Origin of the sequence: Streptomyces abyssomicinicus (assembly GCF_008974245.1) — a bacterium.
Taxonomy (GTDB): domain Bacteria; phylum Actinomycetota; class Actinomycetes; order Streptomycetales; family Streptomycetaceae; genus Streptomyces; species Streptomyces abyssomicinicus.
This window is the reverse complement of record NZ_BBZI01000005.1, coordinates 20,200-38,292: the sequence shown is the minus strand read 5'-3', so window position 1 is coordinate 38,292 and position 18,093 is coordinate 20,200. Positions and strand designations below refer to the sequence as shown.

Here is an 18,093-nt window from a genome sequence, read left to right as displayed (position 1 = left end):
AGGCGCCCGGCCCTCTCAGTCGGAACGGCCCCGGCCCACCACGGCGACGAACCCGGCCCACGCGTTCCGCCCGAAGGCGACCCGGGGGCCGCCGCGCGCCTTGGAGTCCCGCACGTGGATCGCGGCCCGGTCGACGGCGACCTCGACGCATTCGCCGCCCTCGTCGCCGCTGTAGGTGCTTTTGAACCAGCGGAGCCCTGCGGGCTGTTCGGTGTTCATAGGTCTCCCAGCAACTTCTCGACAAGGCGCAAGGATTCGTGGGTGGAAAGCGCCTGCCCTCGGATGCTGCCATACTTCGCGGCCAGCACCCGGACCTCTTCGGGCTCGGTGACCAGCCGGCTGACGTGCTGGACCTCCAGGTATGCCATGCGCGGCCTGTCCTTGAGTTCGAGCATGGTGAACGGGCCGCCCATTCCCGCGTGTTCCTCGCTGCTCATCGGCATCACCTGGATCTCGACGTGCCGCAGGCCACCCACCTGCACCAGATGCCGCAACTGCTCACGCTGGACCGTGGGTCCGCCGAAGGACTGCCGCAGCACCGCTTCCTGCACCACGGCCGTCACCTTCGGCGGCGGCCACTTGGTCAGCAGTTCCTGCCGGGCGAGCCGTGCAGTGACACGCTGCTCGATGGTCTCCTCGTCGAAGTAGGGCTGACGGTTGGAGAAGACGGCACGCGCGTACGCCTCCGTCTGAAACAGGCCGGGGACGGCCTGATTGGCGAAGTAGCACAGCTCGACCGCCTTGCCCTCCAGCTCCGCGTAGTCGCGGAACCACTCCGGATGCCTCACCCGCCGACGCGTCTTCGCCCGCTCCACGTCCTCCGCGGCGACGGCCAGCAGGCCGCCGCAGCCGAGCAGTTCGTCCGCCGCCCGCAGGAACTCCGGCTGCGGTGTGCGCCGCCCGCGCTCCAGGGAGGAGATCTGTTCCTCGCTGTATCCCAGCCGCCTGCCCAACTCCCGCTGCCCCAGCCCCGCCCGCTCCCTCGCGGCCTTGAGCTGGCGGCCGACCGCCCGGAACAGGTCCGCCGCCTCGTCCGAGGCCGCCGGGTCCTCCGTGTTCACTCCGACTCCCGCTGCCATCCCTGCCACCACCTTGCTCCACTGATCACCGAGCGTGACGAACGGCAAGCACGCCCGGACACCCGGACAACCCGGCCGCCCGTCCGGACAGATCGCTCGGCGCCGCCGGACAGTGGCCGTCGGTACCGGCCCGGATGCTCCTCACAGTAGATCCATCACGTCACTCTCGGTGAGGTGAACGAGAAATCCGGAACCGCTGTCCACCGCCCCCGGCCGGCCGCGCGGCCGCCGCGCTTCGGCACGCTCTTCCCCGCCACCCCGCGCGGTGCGCACGCCGTGCGCCGTGCCGCCGAACGCTGGCTCGGCACGCACCTGCCGGCCGGTGACGGCCTGATTCCGACCGCCGCCCTGCTCGTCGCCGAACTCGCGGCCAACGCCGCCCTGCACGGCCGGGTGCGTGGCCGTGGGGCCCGGCTCACGCTCCTGCTGGACGCCGCCGAGCTCCGGATCGAGGTCACCGACGCCCGGGGCGACCGCCCGCCCGTGCCGCGGGCGGACCCGGACGGCACGTCAGGGCGCGGCCTGTTCCTCGTCGAGGCGCTGGCGGACGACTGGGGCGTCCGGCCGTACCATCCGGGCGGGAAGACGGTGTGGGCCACCCTCCGGTTGGGGGACACCCCGTCACGCGTCGTCCCGCACGGCCGGGAAGACCGTGTCGACGAGGTGGAGCACGGTGCGCGTCAGCATGACGTGCAGATCGCTGCGGCCGAGCGTGCCGCGCACCAGCCACTCGCGGGAGGCGGCCTTGAGCATGCCGCTGTGGGCGCGGATCATCGCCCGCAGCTTCTCCCGGCCTTCCACCACGTCGGTCATCATCGCCGCCTCGAGGACCCGGTCGGTGGCGATCTCGTCGGCCTCGAGCATGATCCGGTCGATCTCGGGGTCGTTGCCGAGGGCTTCCAGTCCGATCGCGGAGAGCCACATCTCCCGGTTGCGTTCGACGACTTCGAGCCACCGGTCGACGCAGATCGAGACCCGCTCCTCGGCGGTGGTGGGCGGCAGCCGCTCCGAGACGGAGGCCGGCACGACCATCATCTGCCGCACCACCTCCAGGTACAGCTGCCGCTTGCCGCCGAAGTAGTGGTTGATCAGCGCCCGGGCCACCCCGGCCCGGGCCGCGATGTCCGAGGTGGACACCGTGGCGTAGCTCTTCGCCCCGAACAGCCCGCGGGCGACGGCCAGGATCTCCGCCCGGCGGGCGTCCGGGTCCATCCTGCGTCGTGGTGCCTGGCGCCGACCGTCCATGCCCTCATCCCTCCCGTTGCCGTGTCCTCGGCGGCGAGGTGCCGCCGAGGACGGACCTACGTGTACATCGACTCGATCGTCGCGGCGTGCAGCCGGTCGATGTCCCGTCGCCGCAGGCTCAGTTTGGGCGTCAGCTCCCCGGACTCCGCGGTCCAGGGGCCGGCCAGCACGCGGTGCCTCTTCACCTGCTCCGGGCGGGAGAGCCTGGCGTTGGCCTCGGCGACCGCGGCGTCGACGGCGGCGAGCACCTCGGGGTGGCGGGCCAGTTCGTCCAGGCCGTCGGCGTCGATCCCGTGTGCCTCGGCCCACCGCGGGGCCGTCTCCTCGTCCAGCACCAGCAGCGCGGTGATGTACGGCCGCCGGTCGCCGACGGCGACGGCCTGGGCGATCAGGGGGTGCGCGCGCAGCAGGGATTCCACCCGGGTGGGGGCGACGTTCTTGCCCCCGTCGGTGATGATGATCTCCTTCTTGCGGTCGGTGACGGAGACGATGCCCCGTTCGTCCACCGCGCCGAGGTCACCGGTGGGCAGCCAGCCCTCCGCGTCGGTCGCCGGGTCGACGCCGCCCTGCGGGTTCAGGTAGCCGGGCACCACCACGGGGCCGCGGACGAACAGCTCGCCGTCCTCGGCGGCCTTGACCTCGATGCCGGGACCCGGGCGTCCGACGGCGCCCAGGGCGAACGCGTCGGGGACGCCGACCGTGGCCGCGCCGGTGGTCTCGCTCAGCCCCCACACCTCGTACACGGCGAGGCCGACGCTCGCCAGGAGTTCCAGGACGGCGGTGGGGATCGGCGCCGCACCGCTGAAGGCGCGGCGGCAGTCGTCGAACCCGACAGCGGCGCGGATCGAGAGCAGCACCTCCTCGTCGAGCCGACGCAGCGAGGCGGCGACGTCCTCGGGGACCCGCCGGCCCTCGGAGCGCAGGCGGAACGTCTCCAGCGCGAGCTTGCGCGCCTGCTCCACGGCCTCGGCCCGTTCCCCGGTCAGCGTGGCGAGCCTGGCCTCCAGGCCGGCGGCGAGCTTCTCCCAGACCCGGGGGACGCCGAAGAACCCGTGCGGGCGCACCTGGAGCAGTCCGGGCAGGAGCTGAGCTGGGTCCGGGCAGATCGTGACGTGGCCGGCGTTGCAGATCGGCAGGTAGATGCCGAGGACCCGCTCGGCGATGTGCGCCATGGGCAGGTACGCGAGGGTCCGGGGGTGCTCGGGGACGGCGACGAGCTGGTCCTGCATCAACGACTCGTGGATGACGTTGCGGTGGGTGAGCACCACGCCCTTCGGGTCACCGGTGGTGCCCGAGGTGTACACCACGGTCATCGGCTGGTCGGTGGTGACCGCTTCGGTGAGGGCCTCGAAGGCGGCCTCGTCGGGCTTCACCCCGCCGCGTACGGCCTGGTAGCTGACGAACCGCCCGTCGCCCTCCGGGGCGGCGCTCCAGTCGAGGACGACGACGGCCCGCAGATGCGGCAGGTCGTCCAGCACCGGACCCCAGCGCCGCATCTGCTCCTCGCCCTCGAGGACGAGGACGGTGGCCGCGCTGTGCCGCGCGACGAAGCGGATCTGCTCGGTGCTGAGGGTGTCGTACGTGGAACAGGACAGGGCGCCGAGATGGATGGCCGCCAGGTCGGCGACCCAGTGCTCGGCCCGCTTCGACATCGCGATGAGCATCCGCTCGCCCTGCCGGAGACCGAGTGCGGCGAGTCCGCGGGTGAGGGCGGCGACCTCGGCGCGCAGCTGGGACCAGGTCAGCGTCCCCTCCTCGGGGCCGATGCCTGTGGTGAGTGCGGGAAGTGCGGCGAACTGCCCGGCGTTGCGCCGCAGCAGCCTGGGAATGGTCAACCCCTCGACGGACTGTCGCAGTTGCTCTGCTGTGGCCACGGCGGGCTCCCTCCATCGCGAACCGTGAGCGGACTCCTCGAGCGGGGCCCACCGTGGACCCGTAGTTGGCCGGGTGTCAATAGGCCGCGCACGAACCGCCCGTGGGACGACGGGAAGAAGTCAACTCGCCCCAGCGACACGGCAGATGGTCGCCACGAATCCGTTGACAGGGCGCCAACGGACGGCCTGCTCCAGCCTCCCACCGGGCACGGCGGGCAGGGGAAAGTCCCCGGACGGGCCCACGGACGGGCCGACGGACGCCGGCGACAGAGCACCGGCGACGGCCGGCCCGCCCGCCTGCGGCGCCCGCCGCCCCGGCGCCCGCCCCGCCGCTAGCGCGGAGGCTCGAGCATCGGCACCAGGAACCGCCGGGCCACCTCGCGCATCCGCTCGTCGTCCTCGATGTCGACGACGTGGCTGGGGATGACCAGGAAGGACGCGGAGATCCGGACCATCATCTCGGCCACCAGATCGACGTCGACGCCCTCCGAGACGTTGCCGGCGAGCTGCTCCCGCCGCAGGCCGCCGGCGAGGAACTGCCGCACCGCGGCCAGCGTGCGGCCGCCGTCGCTGGTCATGGACGGCACCACGGCGTCCGGCTCGACGGTCATCAGGCCGCCGATGAGAGCGTTGCGGCGGATGGCGCGCAGCGAGCTGACGAAGCCGATCACGACCCGGTCGGCGACGGTCTCGGCGCCCTGGATGTCGTGGACGAACTGGTCGAAGTACCGCCGGAACTCGCGGCGCACCACCTGCTCGACCAGGACGTCCTTGCTCGCGAACCGGCGGTAGACGGTGATGCGCGAGACCCCCGCGAGCTTGGCCACGTCGGCCATCGTGGACCGCTTGATGCCCATGCGGCAGAACTGTTCGTAGGCGGCGTCGAGCAGGCGTGCGGCCGTCTCGTCCTCCGGGTCCGCGCCCTGGACGGCCTCGGTGAACGCGATCTCGAGCAGCGACGGGGCGTCCGGGGTGGTCATGGGGCCGACCGTACAGGGTGCACGCGCGCCTTCGCCCAGGCGCTCGGGTTCGCCGTGTCCACGGGTTCCTCCTTGGTGCTGTTGAACCTCTGGCGTTCCGGCCTCCGTTGTGCTCCTCTAGGGAGGTACACGGATACGCATCGTGTATCAGGATACCAAATCGGTGCGTGCGTGACCGCGGACTCGAGGAGGAGCTGGGAGTCATGGACGGACTCGGCAGACGCGGCGTGCTGGCCGCGGGCGGTGCCCTGGGGGTGCTGGGGGCGCTGGGCCTTGCGTCACCGGCGAAGGCCCGGTCCCTGTGGACCTGGTCGCCGGCCGGATCGGTGGCGGGCAGCGGGGCGGGCGTCGACCCCGAATGGGTGTGGGACGAGGAGGTCGACCAGCTGGTCGCCGCCGTGATCGACCGGGGCGACGTCCCCCGGGTGAACGAGGCGCTGCGGACGTGGACCCGCAACGACCAGCCGCTGCCCGCCGCGCTGCCGGCCGACGTGCGGGAGTGGATGGAGGAGGCCCGCCGGCTGCCCTCGTGGGCCGACCGGTCCAAGCTCGAGCTGGCGGCCGACTTCAACCGGCGCCGGGGCATCTACCTCAACCTGCTCAACGGCGTGGGCGGCGGCATGCTGAGCACCGCCATCCCCCGCGAGGCGCGCGCCGTCTACTACTCCAAGGGCGGCGCCGACATGGAGGACCGGGTCGCCAAGACCAGCCTCCTGGGCTTCGCCGTCGGCGACCTGAACGCCTACCGGCCCGACGGCAAGGTGGTGGTGGAGTCGGTCAAGACGCGCCTGGTGCACGCGGCCGTGCGGCACCTGCTGCCGCAGTCCCCCGGCTGGTCGCGGACCAGTGGCGGCCAGACCATCCCGATCAGCCAGGCCGACATGATGGTCACCTGGCACAGCCTGCCCACCTACGCGATGCGCAAGATGCTCGAGTGGAAGGTGCCGATGCCCGCCGCCGACAAGGAGGCGTATCTGCACCTGTGGCAGGTCAGCGCGCACATGCTCGGCATCCGGGACGAGTACATCCCCGCCACCTGGGCGGACGCGAACTCCCAGTACCGGCAGGTGCTGGAGCCGATCCTGGCCTCGACCCCGGAGGGCGTCGAGCTGACCGACATCCTGCTGGGCCAGCTCGCCGAGCAGACCAGCCCCGGCGGCATCGACCGCCCCCTGTGCGACGCCCTGGCCCGGTACCTCGTCGGCGACGAGATCGCCGACATGGACGGCATCCCCCGGGAGCCGTTCTGGGAGGGGGCGATCAGGACGGCCTGGCCGGCGCTGGTGGCCTTCCGCGAGAAGCTCATCCCGCTTCCGCTGGTGCCGCCGCTCGCCTGGACGGTCGACGAGGCCATCCGCCAGTACATCCTCTTCTACCTGACCAAGGGACAGGGCACGCACATCGACATCCCCGACACCAACCGCCCCACCAACCCGTGACAACCCAGGAGGCATGCACACATGGCTGACATCAACCGGCGCAGGTTACTGCTGGCGGGCGGCTCGCTGGGCGCCTTCGGCGCGCTGAGCCTGGCGTCCCCGGCCCGCGCCCGGTCCCTGTGGACCTGGTCCCCGACCGGGTCCGTGGCGGGCAGCGGGGCGGGCGTCGACCCCGAGTGGGTGTGGGACGAGGAGGTCGACGCGATCGTCGCCGACGTCATCCGGCGCGGCCAGGTCCCCATGGTCAACGACCTGCTGCGGGACTGGGTCCGCAACGACCAGCCGCTGCCCTCCGGGCTCCCCACGGACCTCGGGGTCTGGATGGAGGAGGCCCGGAAGATGCCCGCCTGGGCGAACCCGGCCAAGCTGCAGGCGGCGGTCGAGTTCACCCGGAGGAAGGGGCTGTACACCGGGGCCCTGTACGGCCTGGGCAGCGGCCTGCTGAGCACCGCCATCCCGCGCGAGGCGCGCGCCGTGTACTACTCCAAGGGCGGCGCCGACATGAAGGACCGGGTGGCCAAGACCGCCCAGCTGGGCTACGACGTCGGCGACCGGTACGCCTACCAGCCGCAGGGCGGCATGATCGCGACCTCGGTGCGGACCCGCCTGGTGCACGCGGCCGTGCGGCACCTGCTGCCGCAGTCCCCCGGCTGGTCGCAGACGAGCGGCGGCCAGACCATCCCGATCAGCCAGGCCGACATGATGGTCACCTGGCACAGCCTCCCCACGTACGTCATGAAGACCCTCCTGAAGTGGAAGGTCCCGATGACGACCGCCGAGTCGGAGGGCTTCCTGCACGTGTGGCAGGTCTCCGCCCACATGCTCGGCATCAAGGACGAGTACATCCCCGCGACCTGGGCGGACGCCAACGCCCAGTCCCGGCAGGTGCTCGACCCGATCATCGCCCGCACCCCCGAGGGCGTGGCGCTCACCGACGCGCTCCTGGGCATCATCGCCGAGGTCGACGCCGGGCTCACCGAGCCGCTGATCAACGCGTATTCCCGCTACATCGTCGGCGACGACGTGGGCGACAAGATCGGCCTGGACCGCGAGCCGATCCTGAAGCCGATCGTCGCGGCCGCGTGGCCGCTGGTGGTGGCCTTCCGCGAGGGCCTGATCCCGCTGCCGGGGATCCCGTCCATCGCCTGGGTGCTGGAGGAGGCGCTGCGCAAGTTCGTGCTCCTCTTCATGGCGGAGGGCCGGCCCATCCACCTGGAGATCCCGGACGCCAACCGCCCCTCCTGAGCGCCGGCCCGCTCCACCGCCGCCCGCTCGCCCGCTCGCCCGCTTCCACCGGGGCGCGGGGCTCCGCCGCCTCCACCGGCGGGGCCCCGCGCCCCGGACCGCCTCGCAGGGCACGACATCCCCACACGACGCCCCCTTGCCGCGCGCGTGGCCCCACGGCAAGGTGTGCGAGCCGCAACCGCCCGACCACGATGGGAACCTGACGACCATGTCCAGTGACGGGACCGCGACACCGCGAGACACGGCCGGTGGCCTCCACCGTCCGGCACGGCCGGAGTCCGGCCCGCCCGCCCTCGGACGGCGCCGCTTCCTCGGGTACGTGCTGGCCGCGCCGACCCTGGTGGCGGCCGCCGAACTCGCCCCCGCGGCACCGGCCCGGGCCGCCGGGACGTCCTCGGCGGGCGCGGCGTCCTCGGCAGGCGCGGCGGCGGGGATCCCCTCCCTGGAGATCACCGACCTGCTCGACCTGAACGACGCGATGACCATCGCCGCCCTGCCGACCTCGGGCCTGATCACGGTCGAGGTGCACACCGACGGCACCGTCTCGTTCGCCCTGCCGCGGGCCGAGGTCGGCCAGGGCATCACCACCTCCACGGCCATGCTGATCGCCGAGGAGATGGGAGTGCCGGTGGACCGGGTGCGCGTCACGCTGGCCGACGCCCGGCCCGAGCTGCTGTTCAACCAGCTCACCGGCGGCTCCAACACCACCATCTCGACCTACACGCCGGTCCGTGTCGCCGCCGCCGTCGCCCGGCTGCGGCTGCTGCGCGCCGCCGCCGCCGAACTGGACGCGCCCGTCGGTGACCTGCGCCTGGACGCGGGCGTCGTCACCGGCCCCGCCGGGCGGCGGATCGGCATCGGCGAGCTCTCCGCGAAGGCCGCCGCCCTGCGGACCGAGGCGGAGTCGGTAGAGCTCAAGGCGAGCGAGGAGTTCACCGTCGTCGGCCGCCCCCACAACCGCGTCGACGCGCTCGACGCGGTGACCGGGCGCAAGAGGTTCACCATGGACCTCCAGGTACCCAACGCCCTGCCGACCATGGTCTGCCGCCCTCCGACCATCAACGGCAAGGTCGGCTCGGTGGCCAACCTCGACGAGGTCCGCGCCATGCCGGGCGTCACCGACGTCGTGGTGATCTCCACGGGGGTGGCGGTCCGGGCGCGAACCTTCGGCCGGTGCGTCGACGCCGTCCGTGCCCTGCGGGTGACCTGGAAGCCGGGCACCGCCGAGGGCAAGTCCGACGCGACCGTCCTCAAGGAGCTGCGTGCCGCCGAGATACCCATCGGGCTGCCGCCGCTGACGCCGCACGTGGAGGGCGAGTTCACCTTCCACTTCCGCAGCAACAGCGCGCTGGAGCCCAACTGCGCGATCGCCGATGTACGGCCCGGCCGTGCCGAGATCTGGGCGTCCCTGAAGTCGCCGATCGTCGCCCAGGAGACCATCGCCGCCCGGCTCGGGCTGCCGGTGGGCGCGGTCACCGTCCATGTCACCGAGGGCGGCGGCTCGTTCGGCCGCAAGCTCTTCTTCGACGCCGCGCTGGAGGCCGCCGAGGTCTCCCGGAAGACCGGCAAGCCCGTCAAGCTGATGTGGCACCGCGCGGACGACTCCCGCCAGGGGCGCACCCATCCGATGGCGCGCTCGCGGGTGCGCATCGCCTACGCCGGGAACACCGTCCTCGGCTACCGGCAGCGGCACACCGGCGTCGCCACCGACCTCGGCCACGGTCTCGGTGAGCTCCTCACCGCCACGGTGGCGCAGCTTCCGGTCGGCGACGCCGCCTTCTCCCAGGTCTTCTTCCAGCTCTCCCAGTCGATGCCCTACGAGTTCGGCGTCAACAGCCGCCTGCTGAACGAGACCGACAAGGGGTTCAACACGGGCAGCATGCGCAACGTCTTCTCCCCGGACGTCACCTGCGCACGGGAGCTCATGGTCGACCGGGTCGCCGCGAAGATGGGCAAGGACCCCTACGCCTTCCGCCGTGACCTCCTGCGCGACGACCGCGCCCGGGCGGCGCTGGAGGCGGTCGCCGAGGCGGGGAACTGGGGCCGCGCCATGCCCGCGGGCACGGCGCAGGGCATCGCGCTGCACACCGAGTACCGCTCCGTCAACGCGGTGCTGGTGGAGATCGACTGCCGGCCGGAGACCGTGAACCGGCCGGTCCGCGACGGCGTGGCCGGCCCGCGCGTCACCAGGGCGTTCACCGCCGTGGACGTGGGCCTGGCCGTCAACCCGCGCGGTCTCGAGGCGCAGATGATGGGGTGCCTGATGGACGGCATCGCGCTGACCCTGACCTCCAGCCTGCACCTGCGCGACGGCCACTTCCTCGAGGCGAGCTGGGACAACTACTTCTACACCCGGCAGTGGAACACGCCGCCCGAGGTGGAGGTCATCGTCCTGCCGGACACCACCGGGAAGCCCGGCGGGGCGGGCGAACTGGGCGTCGCCGCCTCGATGGCCGCCGTGGCCTGCGCCTACGGCCGCGCCACCGGCACCATGCCCACCACCTTCCCGGTCAACCACGGCACCCTCTCCTTCGAGCCGAAGCCGACCGTCCCGCCCGTCCCGGCCTCGCCCACGGACGGCCTCGACCACGTCCGCTGACCCGGCCGCCCCGACCCGCCACGAGCCGCTCCGACCCGACCCGCCCCGACCCTTGGGAGAACCGAGAACCCATGCCCGAGCACACCTTCCGCCTGAACGGCGAACAGGTCACCGTCGACGTCGACGACGACGAGCGGCTGCTGTGGGTCCTGCGCGACGTGCTGGGCGTCACCGGGCCGAAGTACGGGTGCGGCATCAACGTCTGCAAGGCGTGCACCAGCCACCTCAACGGCCGCGCCGTGAACCCCTGCGCCGTCCCGGTGAAGGACCTCGCCCCCACCGACGAGATCACCACCATCGAGGGCCTCGCCGCCACGGTGGGCGCCGACCTGCACCCCATGCAGCGGGCCTGGCTGGACCAGGACGTGGCCCAGTGCGGCTACTGCCAGCCCGGCCAGATCATGGCCGCCGTCGCCCTGGTCCGCCGGGTCGCCGAGGAGGGCCGCGAGATCACCGAGGCCGACCTCGACGGCATCCGCAACATCTGCCGCTGCGGCACCTACCCCCGCATCCGCGCCGCGATCAGGGCAGGGGCCGCGGACATGTGACCCGCGGAGCGGGCGGGGGGGGGACCATGCACGGGGAGTACGCGTCCCGGCCTGTCGAGGACGCTGTCCGGCAGAGGGCGCGGCAGACCCCCGACCACCGTTGCCATGCGTCCGGATGGTCGGTGTCTCCACCCTCACCCGGCCCTGCTCCGTGAGCACCTCCACCGCAGGGCCGCCTTCGAGGCCCACCACGGCATGGGGTGCGCCGAAGCCGCCCAGCGCACTGCGGACGGCGCCCAGGGTGACCGCTGAGGCGGAGAGTTCGCGACGGAGACCAAGGCGGGGATCGTCTGCTCCGGGGACCTTGGCGGCCGCTCGGCGTACTGCCTCCACGGTCGGTCCATCGGTCCATACGACGCCGAGGCCGTCTGCCTCCGCGCGGAACTCGTGGCCCAGATGTATGCCCAGTGCTTCCGCTGCCCGCCGTGCGTCGCCCCCTTCGGTACCGCCCCTCCGCCGGCGTCGGATCTAGACAAAGCCACCAGCCCTTCCGTGACCTCTCAGTACTGACGCCGCAGCCGTTCGCGTACCTCGGCCACCACGTCGCCGAACCACTCGTCGTCCTCATCGGCTGACAACCGGGCAACCGACTCGGCCGTCAGCTCCCGCCCGAAGGCGTACGGGAACAGCGGGTCCTGGAAGCAGGAGCTCACCAACGGGTCGTAGCCCTCCTCCTCGCAGAAGTCGAGGAAGCCTTCCGAGATCCACCACGTGCTGCCATCGCACCAGAACACGCTGCTGGCCCAGTGAAGGGTCTCGCCGCTCTCCTTGTTGATGACGGTCGTGCTCACTTCGTCGTCGTTGCGTACGAGAGCGACGAGGTCGTCGGGGACGTCCCGGTAGAACATCTCCATGGTGGGGTAATCGTCCGAGGAAGGTGTGGTGTCCGCGAGCCCCTCATAGGTCAGCAACAGAACCTGCCGATCCGGGGTGAAATACCACACCACCCACTGCCCGATGCCTTGGTTGAACTCGTAGCGCTGCGCGCCGCGCAGCTCTCTGACGAAACGGGGGCCGAGCGTCTCGCTGACGGCCGCCACACGTCTGCGCACCTCGCTGGGCGGAGTGCCTCGCAGGGCCTCCCATGTCTCATCTGCCATGACCTAAGAGTAAGAAGTCGTGCAGGATGGCCCCAGCTCGACCGGCTCGACGTCGGCGAACGGCATGATGGCGGCGATCGCCTGGGCCCGCTGGAGACTGTCGCAGTCCAGCTGTGACGGATCGGTGATTCCCTCACGTCACCCGACGCTACTGCGGTCCTCACAGTGCGAGGACCTCAGGCCTCCCCCTGAACAGCAAGATTCCAGCCGGGCGCTCCGAGCGAGGACCGAGGACGGCACGACCGAGTAATCTGTCGTGCCGCCAGGTCCCGCAGTCACGGAAGCGGATCGGTAGGAGGGTGGGGCTGTTGAACGGCGAAATCGTGATCGCGGCAGGAAGCCTGGCAGTCGCTTTGGTGGCAGCCGGTTTCACCCTGTCCCAGGCTCGCTCCGCCCGGCAGTCGGTCCGCCGCTCCACCGACGCGATTCGTATCGCAGAGCACGCGAACCGACAGGTCGCCGATCTTCAGAAACGAGCCCAGCTCACCGAACTTCGGTCCGTTCTGCGCACTGCGCTCGCCGAAGTGCGGATGGCCGCCTTGAACCAGGCTCGTTGGCAGGGCGTGCACCTCCCCGAGGTTCGGGCGGCCCTGGCGGGACTGCACGCGCAACTGCCGCACTGCGCTGCGCTACTCACCGTGCCGCTGCCCGGTGTTCCCGCCCTCACCACCGCCATCGAGGAGACCACCCGGGTCGCTGAAGCCACCGCGGTGACGGAATCATGACCAACGGCGTCACCACCGGCCTCGTCGGCGCCCATGACGATTCGAGCGCCGAACGACGCTTCCGGGCCGGTCAACGCGCGCTGATCCAGGAGTTCAAGCCTCGGCGTGTGCCGCTGCTCGCCCGCGCAGTGACCGCGGACATCGTGTTTCCTCTGGTGCAGGACATGCGCGCGGAGGGCGGAGGCCTGTTGAGCGTCGTCGCCGACGCCGGTTCGGGCAAGACGGTTCTCCTGGGGCACCTGTACGAACTGCTGGGCAGCTCCGGGCCCTCGACCCCCGTCATGGTCCGCTGCGACCAGGTCCTCCTCCCGGAGTCGCCGCCGACAGCCGCGTCGGCGCCGTTGACGGGCCAGCTTCCCCTCGCCACGGCCCTGGCGTCCGAATCCCTGGACCAGGCCTTCGGCGCGGCGTCCGGCGCGGGCCGGCTCACCGCGGCGCTCGAGCAGTTCTCGGGCGAGGGCCGGGTCCTCCTGCTCGACACCCTGGACCTGCTGCTCTCCCGCCAGTGGGCCGACCCCCTGTGCGCCTATCTCTCGGAACTCTCCGCCACCGGCACCACGATCGTGCTGACCTGCCGCCCCCGCGAGTACAGCGCGTACTGCGGACCGCTGACCACGCTGGTGGACGAAGGCGGCCACAAGGCCGTCGTCAAGTCCGTGCCTGCCCTGGATCAGCAGGAGATCGTCGACTTCACCCGGCAGTATCTGACGGCCAAGGGCATCCGCCCGGCGATCGGCGAGGAAGAGTTCGGCCAACGGCTGATCACCATCTCGTCCGGCGGCGCGCACGTCGGGCTGCGCCGCCTTCTCAGCAGCCCGCTCCTGCTCGGGATGGTGTGCGAGATCTTCGGCGGCACCGACGGACACGTGCCCCAGGACCTCACCACCAGCGGTCTCTACGCCCGGTACTGGGCGGAGAAGGTGTCGAGCACCCGTTTGACCGGTTCCCAGGAGGCCATGGACGAACGGATCGAGGACAAAGAGGCCCTCTGCCGATACATGGCCTCGCTGCTGTGGCGGGAGTCCCGTACCCGATTCCAGGACCGGCTGACCAGGAACCGTCTGACGGGAACGGCCGGCGGTGGGCCCGCCGGGCTGGACACGGGCAGCGCGCGGCGCAGGGCCGCGCTCCAAGAGCTCTGCGACGACGGTTTCCTCAACGAGGTCGAACAAGGAGCGATGCCGATCAAGGTGGTGGAGTTCCGGCACCAGACCCTCGCCGAGTACGCCGTTGCCCACTGGCTTGTCGAACTCGACGACGAGCGGCGGGAGTTCTATCAGCGGCTCTGCAGCGACCCGGCGGGGTACGGGTTCGCGCTACCGGTCCTTCGGCACCTGCTGGGAATGGAGGACGTACTTCACCGGCTCGACGACGTGGTGCCCGAACTCCGCCTCGATGACCTCGGCATCTTCCGCAACACCGCCTTCGCCGTCGCCAACTGCGGCAACAGCGCTCACATCAGCGGCCTCGCCCAGGAGGCGACCGGACGGCTCGACCAGCGGATCGTCTCGCTGTGGGACGCACTGGAAGCGGTGACCGAACCCGGCCTGGACGCCGCTCGGGCCGTCGCCCTCGGCGGACTGCGCGACCTTCCGCATCAACAGGTCTCCGCCTCCGTCGCGTTGTTCGGTCTGTTGTCCGTCCGCCGACGGCCGGGGGACGATGTGGCCGACCTGGCCCCCGGCATCCGGGCGGTGCATGCGCGCAGAGCGGACTGGCCCCGGCGGGGGCCCACGGTCGTCCGGCAGCCGGACGAAGCTCTCCAGGACATGCTGGGGCCCGCGTTGGAGGTAGGCGCCCCGGTGTCCGTGGAAACCGTTCAAGCCGTCCAGGAGGACTTCGAGGCCGCGGGCCGCAAAGTCCGCGAGGTGTACATCCGTCTGGTGGGCACGCCAGGAACACCGGCCGGAAGCAGGAACACCTTCCTCCGGTTCCTCGTGGCGCTGCCCGACGACGTCTTCGTCCCCGCGGACGAGGGTGCCCGGTTCGTCGCCACGGCGCTCCTCGAGGCGGAACCGATGGCGGAACGCGTGCTGGACAAACTGATCACCGACACGGACACGTTTCCGAACTCCCGGTTGGCCCAGCACACGGCACGGCTCCTCGCCAGGGAACGGCCCGTACTGCGGGACGCCTTGTGGCGGTGTCTGGACGCGGGCTCCGGCGCTGTGGAAGTCCGGAAGCGCGCGGCGAACGTGCTGGGGGACCTGTGTTCCGAGCCGGACGTCGCCACGGAGGTCGCGACCTGGTTCCAGTCCCTTCCCCTCCCCTGGGACAAGACATATTCCGACGAAGTCCGAGCCGTCCTCTATGGGCTTGGACGACGTGTCTCCTCCTTCATCGCCTCCCCCGAGGAGAAGACCCGGCTGGATCGCCTGCTGGCGCGGACGGCCCCGCCGGAGCGGCAGCGGGGAACCGACCGGCTCCTGGAAGGCACCCTCGACCGCGAGACCGTACGAAGGCTTTCCCTGGACGAAGTGGTCGTCGTCTCGGCAGGTCACGCCCACGACGTCACCGCCCGGCAGGCGGCCAGCAGGCTGCCGCAGGCGTCCGGGAACGGCACGGTCCTCACCGCCGCGCAGTGGCGGCACCTGCTCTCCTCCCGGTGGAGCGGAACGCGCCGCGCGGCTCTCTCCATGCTGGACAAACTCCTGCGCCAAGGACACCGGCAGGCAAAGGACGCCACGCCCGCGCTCCTCGGCTGCACCGGACCGGACGCCACTCCCGGCGAGCGGCAGGCGCTGTACACCACCTTCGACAGTTGGCTCCGCGCCTTTCCTGACAACGCGGAGCCCCACCGTCGGGAATTGCAGGTGCTCCTGCGGAACGCGGCGCACAGCGGCGAATGCGCGGGGGAGCCCGCGAAGGCCTGGGTCGCGCTGGTGCGCACCTGTTTCGAATGCGCCTTGACCAGCCCTCCGGCCGAGCGCTGGGAACAGGCGCGCACGGCACTCGAGGTGTACGGAACGGGCGCCGCCTCCGGAGTCCTGCCCGTCCGGGGCCGAGGCAGGACTCTGGGAGAAATGCTTCTGGTCCGCGCGGTGGGAAAGGGCGTCACCACCCCGGAGGAACTGGTGGCCTTCATCGGCAAATGGCAGTGCGGTGGCCAGTGCGCCGCTGTGACGGCGTGCTCCCAGACCGCGTCCGAAGGCGCCTGGAATCCCCTCCTCCAGAATCTCCTGGAGGAGGGCGTCCTCTGCCCTGAGGCCGAGGCCCTCCTGCTGCAGCTGCGGGAGACGGAGTGAGCGCATCTCCACACCGAGCCGCTTCTGCCCCACCCCGTCCTCCTGCCGTACTGGTGCACTCCGCCCCGCCATGTCCGGCCGTCTCCTAGAACTGCACGTGGAGAACTTCCGCAGCCTGCGTGATGTGAGCATCCCGCTCGGCCCGCTCACCGTGCTGGTGGGTCCGAACGGCGTGGGGAAGTCAAACGTGCTCAATGTGCCCGGCGGCCATGCGCCCGAGGCTGTCCGTGATTCCGTCGTGCTTCTCCACGGCTTCGGTCGACGTGTAGGTCCCCATGACCTGCTGGAGCAGGTTCAGCCTGGCCTCGCGTGCCTCCCGCTGGGCCGCTGTCTCCAGTGGGGGGATCTGGGCTCCGCCTCGTCGTGGCCGTATCCCAGAACGGCTGACTCGAGGGCGTGCCCGAGGGCGTCGAAGCCGATCGGTTCAGGTCCGGCATGGTGACCCAGTCGCCCGCCGTCCGGGCCGTGAGGGGGTGCAGCCGGTTCTCCAGTTCCGCCCCGGGCAACCGGACGAAGGGAAGGCACGGCCGGCTCACGGTCCGCTCGTCGTCGTTGTTCTTGTCCCAGTCCAAGATGACCCACCCGCGAGGACCGTCGGCCTCCCGGTTCATCACCGCAAGCGCGTCCCGCTGACAGCCGGCGCGGGTCCTCGGGCGGTCGCCGCGAAGGCGTACACGTCCTCCACCAACGCACCAATCGGTCAAAGTCGACGACGCCATTCTCGGTCCCGGCCGTGCGCCCGGCACCTCGCAGGCGGGCGGCGGCGCGAACTTCAGCGGGCCTGCTCACTGGTCTTCGTCGCCGCGACCCGGGCGCGGGACAGCGTCGACGTCTTCCGGCACGGGGAGCCGAGCCCGTTCCTGTCGGGGTGACGCGGTCGCAGCCGCAGTGGGCGGCGCGGCCTCCGCCGCGCGGCTCATGGGCCGCTCGTACGGCCCCGGCACGGCTGCAGAGCCCCTGGCACGGCTGCGGAGCCCCGGCCACGGCTACGGAGCCCCCCGGGCGGCCCCGGGCAGCCGGTGCGTCGGGGCTCCGTACCCCTGGTCCGCCGCGTCGCCGAGGAGGACCGCGAGATCACCGGGCCGGCCCAGCGGCATCCGCGGGCATCCGCCGCTGCGGGACCTGACCGCGCATCCGGGCCGCGATCAGGGCGGTGGGGCGGCGGGGCGGCGAAGATGGAGCCCTTGGAGCCGGCTTCCGGCGGGAGGAGACGCTCCGAGCCGTCACCACGCCTCGCCCGGCCGGCTCGAATCCCGCACGACACTCGGTATGGTGGATGGTATGGCAACGAAGAAGTACACCGTCACGCTCCCTGAGGAGCTGGCCGAGGCCATTCGCGCCGAGGTGGGCCCCGGCGGGTTCAGCCGTTACGTCACCGCTGCCATAGAGCGCCGCCGGGAGCAGGACCGGCTGGGCGAGGCGGTCACCTGGTGGGAGAGGGAGTACGGAGAGGTCACCGAGGCGGAGCTGGCGGAGGCGGAGGCCGAACGGCGGGAGACCGAACGCCGGCACGCGGAGCTGGCCAGGGCCCAGGAAGCCGGCACGGGCGAGCCGGGCCTGCCGTCGTCCGGGCCGGGGCAGCGGGGGGCAGCGGCTTGAGAGGGGGCGCCGCCTACCTCCTGGACTGCGAGGGCCTGTCCCGGTGGGTACGCGGTGAGCGCCGCATGGGCGCCCGGATCAAGGAGGCGCATCGCTGCGGCATCCGCGTCATGACCACCTCCATGACCTTGATCGAGGCGTACGACGTGAGGACGTACACGCCGGCCTGGCACCGGGCGCTGTCCCTCATCCATGTCGAGCCGGTGACCGCGGACGTCGCCGAGGAAGCTGTCGGACTCCTCAGGGAGGCCGGTCTCCACGGGCACAAGTACGCCATCGACGCCGCGCTCGCCTCCGTGGCCCTGCGGCATCCGGGACCGGTCACCGTCTTCACCTCCGACGAGGACGACCTGCGCAAACTGTGCGGTGACGAGATCGTCGTCATCGGGCTGCGGTAGGCCCGCCCGGCGAGGCC

At 71.6% G+C, this 18,093-nt stretch carries 15 protein-coding genes and 2 pseudogenes; 10 read left to right on the top strand and 7 right to left on the bottom strand.

The window, feature by feature from the left end; all coding sequences use genetic code 11:
* Positions 1-15: 15 nt before the first annotated feature.
* The 3 genes from GBN72_RS00165 to GBN72_RS34925 all read right to left on the bottom strand — a co-directional run bounded on the left by GBN72_RS00165 (position 16) and on the right by GBN72_RS34925 (position 1,466).
* Positions 16-219: a DUF397 domain-containing protein gene (locus GBN72_RS00165; RefSeq protein ID WP_151769554.1), complete on the bottom strand. Its 204-nt coding sequence runs from the start codon at positions 217-219 to the stop codon at positions 16-18.
* Positions 216-1,079, bottom strand: coding sequence for a helix-turn-helix domain-containing protein (locus GBN72_RS00160; protein ID WP_151769553.1), 864 nt, complete (start codon positions 1,077-1,079; stop codon positions 216-218). The genes GBN72_RS00165 and GBN72_RS00160 overlap by 4 nt, the downstream gene beginning before the upstream one ends.
* Before the next feature lie 141 nt (positions 1,080-1,220).
* The gene (locus tag GBN72_RS34925) at positions 1,221-1,466 is read right to left on the bottom strand and encodes a hypothetical protein (RefSeq protein ID WP_246212181.1); all 246 of its coding nucleotides are present in this window, start codon (positions 1,464-1,466) and stop codon (positions 1,221-1,223) included.
* Between GBN72_RS34925 and GBN72_RS00155 the strand changes: the two are divergent.
* A pseudogene (locus GBN72_RS00155) lies at positions 1,356-1,619 on the top strand (ATP-binding protein); the annotation flags it as partial. The gene GBN72_RS34925 and the pseudogene GBN72_RS00155 sit on opposite strands and share 111 nt — an antisense overlap.
* An 81-nt stretch (positions 1,620-1,700) precedes the next feature.
* Here GBN72_RS00155 and GBN72_RS00150 read toward each other — a convergent pair.
* The 3 genes from GBN72_RS00150 to GBN72_RS00140 form a co-directional block, all read right to left on the bottom strand.
* A complete protein-coding gene (locus GBN72_RS00150) occupies positions 1,701-2,324 on the bottom strand; it encodes a TetR/AcrR family transcriptional regulator (RefSeq protein WP_246212180.1) in 624 nt (207 codons plus the stop codon).
* A 56-nt stretch (positions 2,325-2,380) separates the two neighbouring features.
* Positions 2,381-4,198 (bottom strand): AMP-dependent synthetase/ligase, encoded by a 1,818-nt coding sequence (locus GBN72_RS00145; protein ID WP_151769552.1) that lies wholly within the window; start codon positions 4,196-4,198, stop codon positions 2,381-2,383.
* Between the two features lie 332 nt (positions 4,199-4,530).
* Positions 4,531-5,178: a TetR/AcrR family transcriptional regulator gene (locus tag GBN72_RS00140; protein ID WP_151769551.1), complete on the bottom strand. Its 648-nt coding sequence runs from the start codon at positions 5,176-5,178 to the stop codon at positions 4,531-4,533.
* A gap of 203 nt (positions 5,179-5,381) precedes the next feature.
* On the opposite strand from GBN72_RS00140, the gene GBN72_RS00135 reads away from it, so the two are divergent.
* The 4 genes from GBN72_RS00135 to GBN72_RS00120 all read left to right on the top strand — a co-directional run bounded on the left by GBN72_RS00135 (position 5,382) and on the right by GBN72_RS00120 (position 11,009).
* Entirely contained in the window at positions 5,382-6,617 is a 1,236-nt protein-coding gene (locus GBN72_RS00135) for an oxygenase MpaB family protein (RefSeq protein ID WP_151770844.1), read from the top strand.
* 21 nt (positions 6,618-6,638) lie between these two features.
* Positions 6,639-7,862, top strand: coding sequence for an oxygenase MpaB family protein (locus GBN72_RS00130; protein WP_151769550.1), 1,224 nt, complete (start codon positions 6,639-6,641; stop codon positions 7,860-7,862).
* 208 nt (positions 7,863-8,070) lie between these two features.
* Entirely contained in the window at positions 8,071-10,461 is a 2,391-nt protein-coding gene (locus tag GBN72_RS00125; protein ID WP_151769549.1) for a molybdopterin cofactor-binding domain-containing protein, read from the top strand.
* A gap of 71 nt (positions 10,462-10,532) precedes the next feature.
* Entirely contained in the window at positions 10,533-11,009 is a 477-nt protein-coding gene (locus tag GBN72_RS00120) for a (2Fe-2S)-binding protein (RefSeq protein ID WP_151769548.1), read from the top strand.
* Between the two features lie 500 nt (positions 11,010-11,509).
* Here GBN72_RS00120 and GBN72_RS00115 read toward each other — a convergent pair whose 3' ends face one another.
* Positions 11,510-12,109 carry a hypothetical protein gene (locus tag GBN72_RS00115; RefSeq protein ID WP_151769547.1) on the bottom strand — a complete coding sequence of 200 codons (600 nt, stop codon included), beginning with the start codon at positions 12,107-12,109 and terminating at the stop codon, positions 11,510-11,512.
* Between the two features lie 308 nt (positions 12,110-12,417).
* Between GBN72_RS00115 and GBN72_RS00110 the strand changes: the two genes are divergently transcribed.
* From GBN72_RS00110 to GBN72_RS00085, 5 genes and pseudogenes are all read left to right on the top strand, one after another.
* The gene (locus tag GBN72_RS00110; RefSeq protein ID WP_151769546.1) at positions 12,418-12,834 is read left to right on the top strand and encodes a hypothetical protein; all 417 of its coding nucleotides are present in this window, start codon (positions 12,418-12,420) and stop codon (positions 12,832-12,834) included.
* Positions 12,831-16,079, top strand: coding sequence for an NACHT domain-containing protein (locus GBN72_RS00105; protein WP_151769545.1), 3,249 nt, complete (start codon positions 12,831-12,833; stop codon positions 16,077-16,079). Before GBN72_RS00110 ends, GBN72_RS00105 begins: the two co-directional genes overlap by 4 nt.
* Positions 16,080-16,149: 70 nt before the next feature.
* Positions 16,150-16,278 (top strand): annotated as a pseudogene (locus GBN72_RS00100) (AAA family ATPase); the annotation flags it as partial.
* Between the two features lie 1,082 nt (positions 16,279-17,360).
* Positions 17,361-17,678, top strand: coding sequence for a hypothetical protein (locus tag GBN72_RS00090; RefSeq protein ID WP_246212179.1), 318 nt, complete (start codon positions 17,361-17,363; stop codon positions 17,676-17,678).
* Positions 17,675-18,076 carry a hypothetical protein gene (locus tag GBN72_RS00085; RefSeq protein WP_151769543.1) on the top strand — a complete coding sequence of 134 codons (402 nt, stop codon included), beginning with the start codon at positions 17,675-17,677 and terminating at the stop codon, positions 18,074-18,076. Before GBN72_RS00090 ends, GBN72_RS00085 begins: the two co-directional genes overlap by 4 nt.
* Positions 18,077-18,093: the final 17 nt, after the last annotated feature.

Excerpts from the sequence above, each read along its gene's own strand:
- GBN72_RS00165 (WP_151769554.1), bottom strand. The coding sequence starts at position 219 with ATGAACACCGAACAGCCCGCAGGGCTCCGCTGGTTCAAAAGCACCTAC.
- GBN72_RS00160 (WP_151769553.1), bottom strand. The coding sequence starts at position 1,079 with ATGGCAGCGGGAGTCGGAGTGAACACGGAGGACCCGGCGGCCTCGGAC.
- GBN72_RS00150 (WP_246212180.1), bottom strand. The coding sequence starts at position 2,324 with ATGGACGGTCGGCGCCAGGCACCACGACGCAGGATGGACCCGGACGCC.
- GBN72_RS00140 (WP_151769551.1), bottom strand. The coding sequence starts at position 5,178 with ATGACCACCCCGGACGCCCCGTCGCTGCTCGAGATCGCGTTCACCGAG.
- GBN72_RS00135 (WP_151770844.1), top strand. The coding sequence starts at position 5,382 with ATGGACGGACTCGGCAGACGCGGCGTGCTGGCCGCGGGCGGTGCCCTG.
- GBN72_RS00130 (WP_151769550.1), top strand. The coding sequence starts at position 6,639 with ATGGCTGACATCAACCGGCGCAGGTTACTGCTGGCGGGCGGCTCGCTG.
- GBN72_RS00125 (WP_151769549.1), top strand. The coding sequence starts at position 8,071 with ATGTCCAGTGACGGGACCGCGACACCGCGAGACACGGCCGGTGGCCTC.
- GBN72_RS00120 (WP_151769548.1), top strand. The coding sequence starts at position 10,533 with ATGCCCGAGCACACCTTCCGCCTGAACGGCGAACAGGTCACCGTCGAC.
- GBN72_RS00115 (WP_151769547.1), bottom strand. The coding sequence starts at position 12,109 with ATGGCAGATGAGACATGGGAGGCCCTGCGAGGCACTCCGCCCAGCGAG.
- GBN72_RS00105 (WP_151769545.1), top strand. The coding sequence starts at position 12,831 with ATGACCAACGGCGTCACCACCGGCCTCGTCGGCGCCCATGACGATTCG.
- GBN72_RS00090 (WP_246212179.1), top strand. The coding sequence starts at position 17,361 with ATGGCAACGAAGAAGTACACCGTCACGCTCCCTGAGGAGCTGGCCGAG.